Source organism: Thermosynechococcus sp. M98_K2018_005 (genome assembly GCF_015295825.1).
GTDB lineage: Bacteria > Cyanobacteriota > Cyanobacteriia > Thermosynechococcales > Thermosynechococcaceae > Thermosynechococcus.
The window spans coordinates 1-11,711 of record NZ_DVEH01000034.1 but is presented as its reverse complement, the minus strand read 5'-3'; the positions used below and the strand labels follow the sequence as shown (position 1 = coordinate 11,711).

At 53.9% G+C, this 11,711-nt stretch carries 14 protein-coding genes; 8 read left to right on the top strand and 6 right to left on the bottom strand.

All coding sequences use genetic code 11. The annotated features are described in order from the left end of the window. Positions 1-23 precede the first annotated feature (23 nt). The 3 genes from IGQ15_RS04320 to IGQ15_RS04310 are packed head-to-tail and all read right to left on the bottom strand — an operon-like array spanning position 24 to position 3,000. Positions 24-647 carry a ribonuclease HII gene (locus IGQ15_RS04320; protein WP_297048968.1) on the bottom strand — a complete coding sequence of 208 codons (624 nt, stop codon included), beginning with the start codon at positions 645-647 and terminating at the stop codon, positions 24-26. Positions 648-649: 2 nt separating this feature from the next. Continuing rightward, positions 650-2,029: a UDP-glucose/GDP-mannose dehydrogenase family protein gene (locus tag IGQ15_RS04315; protein ID WP_297048967.1), complete on the bottom strand. Its 1,380-nt coding sequence runs from the start codon at positions 2,027-2,029 to the stop codon at positions 650-652. Between the two features lie 14 nt (positions 2,030-2,043). Next, positions 2,044-3,000 carry a UDP-glucuronic acid decarboxylase family protein gene (locus IGQ15_RS04310; protein ID WP_297048965.1) on the bottom strand — a complete coding sequence of 319 codons (957 nt, stop codon included), beginning with the start codon at positions 2,998-3,000 and terminating at the stop codon, positions 2,044-2,046. Between the two features lie 45 nt (positions 3,001-3,045). Here IGQ15_RS04310 and IGQ15_RS04305 point away from each other — a divergent pair, with 45 nt between their 5' ends. Further along, positions 3,046-3,312 (top strand): hypothetical protein, encoded by a 267-nt coding sequence (locus tag IGQ15_RS04305; RefSeq protein WP_297048963.1) that lies wholly within the window; start codon positions 3,046-3,048, stop codon positions 3,310-3,312. Between the two features lie 157 nt (positions 3,313-3,469). Here the strand turns inward: IGQ15_RS04305 and IGQ15_RS04300 are convergent, their stop codons facing one another. Continuing rightward, positions 3,470-4,783, bottom strand: coding sequence for a dihydroorotase (locus tag IGQ15_RS04300; RefSeq protein WP_297048961.1), 1,314 nt, complete (start codon positions 4,781-4,783; stop codon positions 3,470-3,472). A gap of 190 nt (positions 4,784-4,973) precedes the next feature. On the opposite strand from IGQ15_RS04300, the gene nuoH reads away from it, so the two are divergent. The 7 genes from nuoH (at position 4,974) to IGQ15_RS04265 (ending at position 10,577) form a co-directional block, all read left to right on the top strand. Further along, positions 4,974-6,092, top strand: coding sequence for an NADH-quinone oxidoreductase subunit NuoH (nuoH, locus tag IGQ15_RS04295; RefSeq protein WP_297048960.1), 1,119 nt, complete (start codon positions 4,974-4,976; stop codon positions 6,090-6,092). Positions 6,093-6,121: 29 nt separating this feature from the next. Beyond that, positions 6,122-6,712, top strand: coding sequence for an NAD(P)H-quinone oxidoreductase subunit I (gene ndhI, locus IGQ15_RS04290; RefSeq protein WP_297048958.1), 591 nt, complete (start codon positions 6,122-6,124; stop codon positions 6,710-6,712). Positions 6,713-6,723: 11 nt separating this feature from the next. Then, complete coding sequence (locus IGQ15_RS04285) at positions 6,724-7,326, top strand: NADH-quinone oxidoreductase subunit J (RefSeq protein WP_297048956.1); 603 nt, start codon at positions 6,724-6,726, stop codon at positions 7,324-7,326. Between the two features lie 9 nt (positions 7,327-7,335). Next, positions 7,336-7,641, top strand: coding sequence for an NADH-quinone oxidoreductase subunit NuoK (nuoK, locus tag IGQ15_RS04280; protein WP_011056517.1), 306 nt, complete (start codon positions 7,336-7,338; stop codon positions 7,639-7,641). 75 nt (positions 7,642-7,716) lie between these two features. Beyond that, entirely contained in the window at positions 7,717-8,886 is a 1,170-nt protein-coding gene (locus tag IGQ15_RS04275; RefSeq protein ID WP_297048953.1) for an HhoA/HhoB/HtrA family serine endopeptidase, read from the top strand. Position 8,887: 1 nt separating this feature from the next. Further along, positions 8,888-9,901, top strand: a complete 1,014-nt coding sequence (locus tag IGQ15_RS04270; RefSeq protein WP_297048952.1) for a DUF3326 domain-containing protein — start codon at positions 8,888-8,890, stop codon at positions 9,899-9,901. Between the two features lie 295 nt (positions 9,902-10,196). Next, the gene (locus IGQ15_RS04265; protein WP_297048950.1) at positions 10,197-10,577 is read left to right on the top strand and encodes a hypothetical protein; all 381 of its coding nucleotides are present in this window, start codon (positions 10,197-10,199) and stop codon (positions 10,575-10,577) included. A 21-nt stretch (positions 10,578-10,598) separates the two neighbouring features. Here IGQ15_RS04265 and IGQ15_RS04260 read toward each other — a convergent pair whose 3' ends face one another. Next, on the bottom strand, positions 10,599-11,360 hold the full coding sequence (locus IGQ15_RS04260; RefSeq protein WP_297048948.1) for an ABC transporter ATP-binding protein: 762 nt from the start codon (positions 11,358-11,360) through the stop codon (positions 10,599-10,601). Between the two features lie 14 nt (positions 11,361-11,374). Next, positions 11,375-11,711: ABC transporter permease subunit (locus IGQ15_RS04255; protein ID WP_297048946.1), on the bottom strand; the 337-nt coding region annotated here is incomplete at its 5' end.

Genomic DNA, 11,711 nt, shown 5'->3' with positions numbered 1-11,711 from the left:
GCTTTCCCATGGATAGCGGATGCTCAAGACCGTGAGTTGCGATCAAGCAAGGATTTCAAGAACGATCGCCGATGCCAAGGGGTCAGGCCGTACTGGTCAAGGGCTTGACGGTGTTGGGGCGTGCCGTAGCCCACATTGCGTTCCCAGCCATACTGGGGATAACGCCGAGCTAAGCGTGCCATGAAGCGATCGCGCCGCACCTTGGCAAGAATGGAGGCACAGGCAATACTATAGCTGTGGCGATCGCCCCCGATAATAGCCGTTACCTTTTCAAAGGGCGCTGTTTTTGTTAGCTTGCCGTCAATCAGGGCATGATCCCAAGGGGCAACCCGCGCTAGGGCACGCGCCATCGCTCGATAGGTGGCTTGCAGGATATTCACCTGATCAATTTCCGCCACACTAGCACTACCAATGCCAATGGCGATCGCTTGGTTGCAAATCTGCACAAAGAGGCGCGATCGCTGGCGGGCACTCAACTGCTTGGAGTCGCGCACCTCTGGAAGAGGCACACAGTCCACCGGTAAAATTACGGCTGCTGCCACCACTGGTCCTGCTAAACAACCCCGACCCACTTCATCCACACCGACAACGCGACAATACCCCTGTTGCCAGTAGGCCTGCTCATAGATCAGGCGGGGCAGTTCCATGGCTAGTGGCCAATCCCCACATAGCGGAAGCCCAGTGACTCTAGCCCCTTGCGATCCAAGAAGTTGCGGCCATCAATGATCACAGGTTGGTGCATCACCTTGGCCAATTTCCCATAATCCACCTCTTGGAACTGTGGCCAGTCCGTCACCAGCACCAGAGCATCACAGCCATCGGCGAGGTGCAGCAAATCCGTTTCCACAATCACATGGGAGAGACCCGATCGCAGACCCGACTGGGACACGAGGGGGTCATAGGCTTTGACCTTGGCACCCAAGCGATACAGTTCCTCAATCAAACTGAGCGCAGGCGCATCCCGCAGGTCATCGGTGTTGGGCTTAAACGTTAACCCCAAAAGGCCAATCGTTTTACCCTTGAGGATTTTTAGCACCTGTTGCAGTTTTTCAATGACAATAAAGCGTTGCCGCTGGTTCACTTGAACTGCTGCTTTGAGCAACTGGGCATCGTAGCCGTAGTCTTCCGCCGTGTGGACGAGCGCCGAAACATCCTTGGGAAAACAGGAGCCACCCCAGCCCAAGCCCGCTTGCAGAAATTTCTCGCCAATGCGGGAATCTAGGCCAATCCCCTTGGCCACTTGAACCACATCCGCACCCACGCGATCGCAAATATTGGCAATTTCGTTAATAAAGCTGATTTTAGTGGCTAAAAAGGCATTGGCAGCGTACTTAATCATTTCCGCCGAACTGAGATCCGTCACCAAAACCGGCACGGGGGGCAAGGTGGGATCAGCCGCATACTTGCGCTCAATGATCGGTGCATAGAGTTCCTGCATGATTTGAATCGCTTTGCGGCTACTGCTGCCCAAGACGATGCGATCGGGATTAAAGGTGTCATAAACTGCTGAACCTTCCCGCAGAAATTCAGGGTTGCTGACCACATCAAAATCCAACGGCGGATGGGTCGCCCCGCCTTTAATGGCATCAGCTAAATCGGGGTCTCGCTCAACCACACCATCGAGAATAATCATCCGCACCCAGTCCCCTGAGCCAATCGGCACTGTGGATTTGTTGACAATGACCTTGTACCCCAGATGCAAATGGGCACCAATGCCCCGAGCAACCGCTTCCACATAGCGGGTATCGGTTTCGCCATTGGGCAGCGCAGGCGTACCGACAGCAATAAAGAGCACTTCACCAAACTCCACCCCAGCGCCAAGATCACTACTGAAGCGAATGTGGCCACTGGCAATGCAACCACGGAGCAACTCCGTCAGACCGGGTTCATAAATGGGGGATTCCCCCTGTTGCAGCAGCTTGACTTTATCAACGTTGTTGTCAATGCAAATCACCTCATGGCCAATATGTGCCAAGCACACCCCCGTCACCAAGCCCACATAGCCGGTGCCGATCACACATACCCGCATTTCCTGTGGCCTCCCTAAACTTCCACCATCATAGGCGTATAGGGCACGCCCAGCCGCTCAGCAAAGTCAGGAATCGTGCGCTGCAGCCCCTCTAGGAGGGGGACGGTCGGTTGCCAGCCCAACACCGTGCGAGCAAGGGTAATGTCGGGACGACGGCGCTGGGGGTCATCACTGGGCAGGGGCTTAAACTGTATTTCCACCTCCGGATTAATTAGAGCTTGAATTTTTTGGGCTAGCTCCAGCACGGTATATTCATCAGGGTTACCAAGGTTCACAGGGCCAATGTGATCACTATTCATCAGCCGAATTAACCCTTCCACCAAATCGCTGACATAGCAAAAACTGCGGGTTTGGGAGCCGTCCCCATAAACGGTGAGGGGAATGCCCTCCAAGGCTTGGACAATAAAATTGCTGACTACGCGGCCATCGTTGACCTGCATTTTTGGGCCATAGGTATTAAAAATCCGTGCCACTCGTACATCTACATTATTCTGGCGGTGGTAATCAAAGGTGAGGGTCTCTGCCACCCGCTTGCCTTCGTCGTAACAGGAGCGGATACCAATGGGGTTGACATTCCCCCAGTAGGACTCAGATTGGGGATGCACCAACGGGTCACCATAGACTTCTGAGGTGGAAGCAAGGAGAAACCGTGCCTTCACACGTTTGGCCAACCCCAGCATGTGGAGGGTACCCATGACATTGGTTTTAATCGTTTTGACGGGGTTGTACTGGTAATGAACTGGCGAGGCGGGGCAGGCCAAGTGATAGATTTGATCCACCTCAAGGCGAATCGGATCGGTGACATCATGGCGGATCAGCTCAAAATTGGGGTGACCCATCCAGCGCAGAATGTTGCGCTTTGTACCAGTGAAGTAGTTGTCGAGACAAATGACCTCATGACCCGCTTCCATCAGCCGATCAACTAGATGGGAACCAATAAACCCAGCGCCGCCAGTAACCAGAATACGCATTGTGTTGTCTAAATTGTGTTGTCTAAATAGAGTTACGCTACTCCTTTGCTTCAGATTAGCACGAGTTCATCGGAAGCCGGCAATGTCTCATTCCAGTCCACGATCGCTCCCCCCTCGGCAGTTACCTGTCCCCGCAGCCGCAAGTCACAACTACAGCAGGCCGTTGCCCAACCCCTAGAGCACATCATTGAAGCAGTGACCCATGGCCCTACGGATGAACAGGGTTGGAGACTTGATTTTGGCACGTCAGCAGGGGGTGAGTTACTCTTAGCTTTGGTGTGCGAGCTACGGCGGTTAAATTTACCGCAGTGATACCGTGGGCTTACAACGGCAACTGCGACAGGCTAGCATTGTCGTTGAGGTACAGTTGTTTCCCACGCGGATTATCTGTACCATTGGCAAACCCCCGAATCAGAGGAAGTTTTTGCAGAGCTGGCGTCTTTTTTTAATCGGCATTTGGCCAATGCCCCTAGCCCAAGCCAAACTTGAGGGCACGTCCGCGCACGTCGGTATTCACCCGCCCTTGGCTGAAAACAATCTCCCCATTAACAAAGGTGTAAACTGGCCACCCCGTCAATGACCAGCCCTCAAAGGGACTCCAGCCGCACTTGGTGAGCAGTTCCTCGCGGCGCACTGGGTGATAGGTCTGCAAATCCACGAGCACCAGATCCGCATCGTAACCGGGGGCAATTTTGCCTTTATTGGGAATTTCGTAGGCCGCAGCAACAGCAGTGGACATCCAACGCACCACTTGGGGCACAGTACAGCGACTCGCCATGGCTTGAGTCAACATCAGGGGTAAAGAGGTTTCCACCCCCGGCATACCTGAAGGGCTTTGGGGATAGGGCTGCGCCTTTTCCTCTAGGGTGTGGGGGGCATGATCGGTGGCAATAAAGTCAATGACCCCATCCAATAGTCCTTGCCAGAGTTTTTCATTATCTACTGCTGTGCGCAGGGGGGGGTTCATTTGAGCAAGGGAGCCAATTTTGGCGTAGGCCTCTGTGGTCAGTAATAGGTGCTGGGGGGTGACTTCCACTGTTATCCAAGGAAGTTTGTGCTCGCGCAGAAAGTCCACTTCAATCCCTGTGGACAGATGGAGAATGTGCAGGCGGCGTTCGTATTTACGGGAGAGCTTCACTGCTAATTGGGTGGCGTTGAGGGCAGCAATCTCGTCTTGAATTTGCGAGTGCACGGCCACATCGCTAATGCCGGCAAATTGTTCGCGACGGGCACGGATTCGCCCTTGATCTTCGGCATGGACAGCAATGAGGCGTTTGCCCTCACTAAAGATACGGTCTAAAATTGGCTCCTCATCCACCAAAAGGGGGCCGTGCATTGACCCCATGAAAATCTTGATGCCACAGACGGGGTGAACGGTGTTGAGGACGGCAAGATTATCCTTAGTGGCGCCAATGAAAAAACCATAGTTAACGACACATTTGGCGGCAGCACGGGCTAGCTTATCGTCTAAGCTGGCCTGATCAATGGTCAGGGGACGGGTATTGGGCATTTCCAAAAAGCTGGTGACCCCCCCCTTGGCACAGGCACAACTGGCGGTAAATAGATCCTCTTTGTGCTCTAAGCCCGGTTCGCGAAAATGCACTTGCGGGTCAATCACCCCCGGCAGTAGGGTTAAGCCTGTTGCATCAATCACGGTATCGCCGGGGTTCACGGTTACGGTGTCTGCCACTTCTGCAATGCGATCGCCCTCAAGGCGTACCTGTTGCTGTCGCAGTTCTCCCTCTGGGGTACAAATCACCGCATTTTGGATTGCGATCGCCACCCTCTGCTCCTTCAAAATTGGCTCTTTCCCTTGATCCTACTGGCATCTGAGACCCAAAAATATGAAGTATAAACTATAAACATCTGTAATACCTATGGTGATAAAATTTTGCCCCAGATCTATCTTCGGAACGGAAATAAAACCTTTATACTGTAGAGCGTGTCTGTAGGTGGGGCGCGATCGAATCGCTATGGAATCTGGTATTGACTTACAGGGGCAGTTTATTAGTGCATTGGAATCCCTTGGCCTCTCCCATGATCTGGCCAAGCTGCTATGGCTACCCCTGCCAATGTTAATGATGCTCATTGTGGCTACCGTGGGCGTACTGGTGGCCGTTTGGCTAGAACGGAAAATTTCTGCCGCCGTGCAACAGCGTATTGGCCCGGAATACATTGGTCCCTTGGGGATTTTGGCACCCTTGGCTGACGGCCTAAAACTGATTTTTAAGGAAGATGTTCTTCCTGCGAATAGCGATCGCTGGCTCTTTACCCTTGGCCCAGCGGTGGTGGTGATTCCCGTCTTTTTGTCCTACATTATCGTCCCCTTTGGTCAAAACCTGCTAATTTCCAACTTGGCGATGGGCGTTTTCCTCTGGATTGCCCTTTCCAGTATTGCGCCCATTGGCCTGCTGATGTCGGGCTATGCCTCCAACAACAAGTACTCCCTGTTGGGGGGGCTGCGGGCAGCCGCCCAATCCATTAGCTATGAGATTCCCCTGGCCTTGGCGGTGTTGGCAGTGGCCATGATGTCCAATGGTCTAGGCACCGTGGAAATTGTCGAGCAGCAGTCGGCCTATGGCATCCTGAGTTGGAATGTCTGGCGGCAGCCCATCGGCTTTTTGATCTTTTGGATTGCGGCTCTGGCAGAGTGTGAGCGCCTCCCCTTTGACTTGCCGGAAGCCGAGGAAGAACTCGTGGCTGGCTACCAAACAGAGTACGCTGGCATGAAGTTTGCCCTCTTTTACCTTGGTGCCTACGTTAACCTTGTGCTTTCAGCGCTTTTAGTAAGTGTTCTTTACTTCGGGGGTTGGAGCTTCCCCATTCCCCTAGAAACCATTGCCAATCTCCTTGGGGTGAGTGAGAGCAATCCCTTTTTGCAGATTGCCTTTGCGGTGCTAGGCATCACAATGACCCTGATTAAGGCCTACTTCTTTGTCTTTTTGGCGATTCTGCTGCGCTGGACGGTACCCCGTGTGCGCATTGACCAACTCCTAGACCTTGGTTGGAAATTCCTATTACCCGTGGGTCTAGTGAACTTGCTGCTGACCGCTGGCTTGAAGCTCGCCTTTCCCGTAGCCTTTGGCGGTTAACAAACTTGCCATTCCCATGAGGTGACACCATGAAATTCCTCAATCAGATTACCAACTATGCCAAAGAGGTAGTGCAGTCCGCTAAGTACATTGGTCAAGGCCTCTCCGTTACCTTTGATCACATGCGACGACGACCTATAACCGTGCAGTATCCCTACGAAAAACTCATTCCTTCAGAGCGATTTCGAGGGCGGATTCACTTTGAATTTGACAAGTGCATTGCCTGTGAAGTGTGCGTGCGCGTCTGCCCGATTAACCTGCCGGTGGTGGATTGGGTCTTCAACAAAGAGATCAAGAAGAAAGAACTGAAGCACTACAGCATTGACTTCGGCGTGTGCATCTTCTGTGCCAACTGTGTGGAATACTGCCCCACCAATTGCCTCTCGGTGACAGAGGAGTACGAACTGGCCACCTACGATCGCCATGAGCTGAACTACGACAGTGTGGCAATGGGACGCATTCCCTATAAAGTGACCCAAGACCCGATGGTCACCCCGATCCGCGAGTTTGCTTACCTGCCGGCAGGGGTGATGTCTGGCCATGAGTTGCCCCCAGGTGCCCAACGGGCAGGAGAGCGTCCAGAGGCGATCGCCAACACTGCTGAATCATCTGAGAACTAGGAGTTGTTGCTGTGGACTTAGCCACCCTGACCCAAACGATTACCTTCTTTGCCCTTGCCGGTGCAGTGATTGTTGCTGCCCTTGGCGTTGTGCTCCTAAACAATGTTGTCTATTCTGCCTTCTTGCTGGGGGGTGTGTTCCTGAGCATCTCCGGGCTGTATATCCTCATGAATGCTGACTTTGTCTCAGCGGCACAAATTCTCATCTATGTCGGTGCGGTGAACGTTCTCATCCTCTTTGCAATCATGCTCGTCAATAAGCGCGAGGCCTATACTCCAGTGCCGGGGCGCTGGCTGCGTCAGGGGGGTGCCGCTGTGGTCTCCCTTGGCGTCTTTGCCCTACTGACCAAAATGATTTTGCAAACCCCTTGGCAACTCAGTTCCCTGCCGCCCACGACTGACAGCATCACAACGATTGGCCAGCACTTTTTCAGTAATTTCCTCTTGCCCTTTGAATTGGCCTCGGTCTTGCTGCTGATGGCCTTGATTGGGGCAGTGGTTCTCGCCCGCCGCGAACTGGTCTTGGAACCTGAACCCATCTTAGGGGAAGAGGTGGTACCCCCCTTGGAGTTACCGGAACGTCCCCGTGAACCTGTAGCCTTGTCTGAAAAATAGGGAAAGACGATGCAGTTAACCTATGTTTTGATCTTGGCAGCACTGCTGTTTTGTATTGGCATCTATGGCCTCGTCACCAGTCGCAATGCTGTGCGTGTGCTCATGTCGATTGAGTTGCTTTTGAATGCTGTCAACCTCAACCTGATTGGTTTTGCCAACTATCTGGATGGCCAGCAAATCAAAGGGCAAGTCTTTGCCGTGTTTGTGATTACTGTAGCAGCCGCCGAAGCAGCCGTGGGTTTAGCGATTATTTTGGCCATTTATCGCAACCGTGACACTGTTGACATGGAGAAATTCAACCTCCTGAAGTGGTAGGCTAGAAGCTGGAACTTGCTTCCCTCAATTGCCGTCTACTTTCAAGAACCAGTGTCAGCAAAAGGGCAATCACCTATGACAGTGCGTCTTGGTAAATCGGTCACTTATTTGTCGTTAATGGCATTGGGGGCAGCCGCTGCAATGTTTGCCACCCACTTGATGCCAGCGTCAACGCCCTTGGTGACCCCCAGCTTGGCGCAGTTACCAGCACCGCTACCAGCGGGAAATGACATTAACTTCATTGCCCGTGCTGTTGACCAAGTCGGCCCGGCGGTGGTGCGGATTGATGCTTCCCGTACGGTGCAGACCCGTGTGCCCGCCATTTTTAATGACCCTTTCTTTCAGGAATTTTTTGGGCCAGTGATGCCCCCCCGCAGCCGTGAAGAACAGGGTCTCGGGTCTGGCTTTATCATTAGCAGTGATGGCTTGATCCTTACCAATGCCCATGTGGTGGATGGTGCCAACCGGGTGCGAGTAACCCTCAAAGATGGCCGCACGTTTGAGGGGCAGGTTCTGGGTCAAGACCGTCTGACTGATGTGGCCGTCGTCAAGGTGAATGCCAGCAATTTACCAGTGGTGCGCCTTGGCAATTCTGATAATTTGCGCCCCGGTGAGTGGGCGATCGCCATCGGTAATCCCTTGGGTCTCGATAATACGGTGACTGCGGGCATCATTAGTGCAACGGGACGTTCTAGTGGTGATATTGGCGTGCCCGATAAGCGGGTGGGCTTCATTCAAACTGATGCGGCCATTAACCCCGGCAACTCAGGTGGCCCCCTGTTGAATCAACGGGGAGAGGTGATTGGCATGAATACCGCGATCATTGGTGGTGCCCAGGGCTTGGGATTTGCCATTCCCATCAACACGGCTCAGCGGATTGCTAAGCAACTGATTGCCAATGGTCGGGTGGAGCACCCCTTCTTGGGTATTCGTATGACCAATCTCACCCCTGAGGTGCAGCAACGTCTCAACGCTAATCCCAATAGTCCCGTGCGCGTCCAGGAAAGTTCGGGTGTTTTGATTTTTCAAGTCCTGCCCAATTCTCCAGCCGCTCGGGCGGGTCTGCAACCCGGAGATGTGATCCGCCGTATTAATGGCCAAAACATCACTAAAGCGGATCAAGTGCAGCAAATGGTGGAAAGCACAGGCATTGGTCGCACCATGGAACTGGAAGTGCGCCGTAGGGGCCAAACTGTAACGGTGGCCGTGCAGCCGGCTCCCCTTCCTGCCCAAGCTAGTCGCTAACGTGCTGACGGCAGTTTTGATCATTCCAACGGGCATTGGGGCTGCCATTGGTGGCTATGCGGGTGATGCGATTCCAGTCGTTCGTGCCTTGGCGCAGGTCTGCGATCGCCTGATTACCCATCCCAACGTTCTCAATGGGGCGATGCTCTATTGGCCGCTGCCCAATGTTTGGTATGTGGAAGGCTATGCCCTTGATGAATTTGGCGTTGGCCGTTGGGGATTGCTGCCACCGCGTCCAAATCGCATTGGCCTGTTACTGGATGCGGCGATTGAAGGGGATCTGCAACTTCGGCATCGTCAAGCAGCGGCGGCCTGTTCTGCCACCTTGGGTTTAACCATTACTGAACCTGTGATTACAGATGAACCCTTGGGAGTACAGTTGCAAACCGCTGCCTCCGGCGCAACATGGGGCACGGTGGCGAACCCCGCTAGTTTATTACGGGCGGCAGAAAAACTGATTCAAGCGGCTCAGGCAGAGGCGATCGCGATCGTCACTCGCTTTCCCGATGATCCGGGCACAGACGCATTGCACCACTATCGCAGTGGCCAAGGTGTGGATCCGCTCGCCGGGGCAGAAGCGGTCATTAGTCATTTGGTTGTCCAGCACTTTCAGATTCCGGCAGCCCATGCCCCTGCCCTGCAACCATTGCCCCTAGAGGAGACCGTGCATCCCCGTGCCCTTGCCGAAGAAATTGGCTACACCTTTTTGCCCTCGGTGTTGGTGGGGTTGAGTCGTGCTCCCCGCTATAGCCCAACTGCCCCGCAGGCGCTGTGGCGACAGGACGTAGATGCGGTGATTGTACCTGCCACTGCCCTTGGTGGGCGGGGAATTCTGGCCTTGGCTCAGCAGGGCGTTCCCATCCTAACGGTGGCTAACAATACCACAACTCTCAATGTGACAGGTGCCGATTTGGGGATAGAGACAATTCCTTGCCAGTCCTATGCCGAAGCCATTGGCGTGCTGAGTGCGATGAAGGCGGGGGTATCTTGGCAGGCAGTGACGATAGCAACCTGAAAAAATTTTTGCCTCCTGTGCATACCGGCCCTATTGCCAAAGGATGACTCAATAGACACGAGTCAGCCGATGAACGCAACCTTTGACCCCCAAGACCCCATTCAGCACCTTAGCTCAAGCAGGATCGCTGGATGAAAACATTGGGGGAACTACTGGTCTGGCAAGCCGGTGGAATTGCGGTTGATGGAGTTTCTTCTGAGGAGAGCGATGGAGAAAAAACGGGCGGCCACTGAAGCTCCTCCAGCCAGTGCGCTTGCATCTCCAGACCTTGAGCCGTCCCTAGAGGTGAAACGCCATGGAAACGTCTGAACTCCCTGTGTCTCAACAGTTGCGGCGGGTCTTTCAAGCCGCGAGTGAAAACTATGCGGCATTGCTGAAAACATTGGTGTCGCTGGTCTCTGATCAGGAGCAGTTGCACCGCCATCAGCCAATGGTTGTCCAGCGCTGGACAAGGGGATGCATGCAAAAGGCGTTTCCCTCGTTTCGAGCAGCCAAGGCCTATTTTCGCGATCGCTATGGGATTACCGCGCGCGGATTTGATGAACTGGTGGCACGGGTGAATGCGGCAGAGGATGTGCTGGTTCACCTCGGCTATGCGGTGCGAGCCAATGCCCAGATTGCTGCTGAATCTACGGCCCTAGCCCCCAGAGCTGAATCTGCTAGGCAATTGCCTTGAGACGCTCTTCACGGAGCAGGTCTAGGATATACTCCCGCTGCTGCACAAAATCCAACTGGCGTTTGCCTGCTGCACAAAATCCAACTGGCGTTTGCAGCTAAAGGTGCGATCGCTGGGTAGATCAATGACCACCTCTTGCTTAACGTGCCCCGGAGACGACGTGAGCACATAGATGCGCTGCGCTAGGAATACTGCCTCTTCCACGTCGTGGGTAATCATGAGAATGGTTGTGCGCGTGCGGTGCCAGAGAGCGAGCAGGAACTCGTGCATCATCTCCTTGGTTTGGGCATCCAAGGCACCAAAGGGTTCATCCATCAGTAACACTTGAGGTTCTGTGACTAGGGCGCGGGCGATCGCTACCCGTTGCTTCATCCCCCCTGAGAGTTGATGAGGGAAAAGATGCGCATAGCGTCCCAGACCGACAATGTCTAGATAATGGCGCACGCGATCGCGCCGTTCCCCCTTGGCTAGCCCCTCCAATTTGAGGCCAAACTCGATATTGTCCTGTACCGTCAGCCATGGGTAAAGCGTATAGGTCTGAAACACTAGCCCGCGATCGCTGCCAGGGCCAGTCACCACCTTGCCATCGACCGTTACGTGTCCTTGGGAGGGTTGCTCTAGGCCGGCAATAATCCGCAGCAGCGTGGTTTTACCGGAACCGGAGGCACCGAGGACACAAACAAATTCACCACTGTTGATGTAGAGATTCACATTGTCTAACACCAACAATCGTCCCCGACGGGTGAGAAACACCTTGGAGACATTTTGAACATCGAGGTGCATCTTTCGTCCCTCCCCTAGCGAAAGGCCCAACGACAAGTTCGCCGCATCAACAGGCGCATCGAGAGATCCAATGTCAGGCCAATCAGACCCAATACCAGCAGACAGGCGAAAATTTCATCGGTGCGAAAGAAACGCTGTGCCAATTGAATCCGTTTCCCGAGACCCTCATTGGCGGCAATCAACTCCGCCACAATCACCAAGTTCCAAGAGGCGGCAATGTTTACCCGAAAGGCATCCAGCACATTGGGCACGATATAGGGCAAAATCACCTGCGATAGTACCTGCCAGCGCCTGCCCCCAAGGGTATAGGTAACCTCAATCAGTTCCTTGGGGATAAACTTCACTGCATCC

Bases quoted from the DNA above. Each gene is read 5' to 3' on its own strand.
- IGQ15_RS04320 (WP_297048968.1), bottom strand. From the start codon at position 647: ATGGAACTGCCCCGCCTGATCTATGAGCAGGCCTACTGGCAACAGGGG.
- IGQ15_RS04315 (WP_297048967.1), bottom strand. From the start codon at position 2,029: ATGCGGGTATGTGTGATCGGCACCGGCTATGTGGGCTTGGTGACGGGG.
- IGQ15_RS04310 (WP_297048965.1), bottom strand. From the start codon at position 3,000: ATGCGTATTCTGGTTACTGGCGGCGCTGGGTTTATTGGTTCCCATCTA.
- nuoH (WP_297048960.1), top strand. From the start codon at position 4,974: ATGGAATCTGGTATTGACTTACAGGGGCAGTTTATTAGTGCATTGGAA.
- ndhI (WP_297048958.1), top strand. From the start codon at position 6,122: ATGAAATTCCTCAATCAGATTACCAACTATGCCAAAGAGGTAGTGCAG.
- nuoK (WP_011056517.1), top strand. From the start codon at position 7,336: ATGCAGTTAACCTATGTTTTGATCTTGGCAGCACTGCTGTTTTGTATT.
- IGQ15_RS04275 (WP_297048953.1), top strand. From the start codon at position 7,717: ATGACAGTGCGTCTTGGTAAATCGGTCACTTATTTGTCGTTAATGGCA.
- IGQ15_RS04265 (WP_297048950.1), top strand. From the start codon at position 10,197: ATGGAAACGTCTGAACTCCCTGTGTCTCAACAGTTGCGGCGGGTCTTT.
- IGQ15_RS04260 (WP_297048948.1), bottom strand. From the start codon at position 11,360: ATGCACCTCGATGTTCAAAATGTCTCCAAGGTGTTTCTCACCCGTCGG.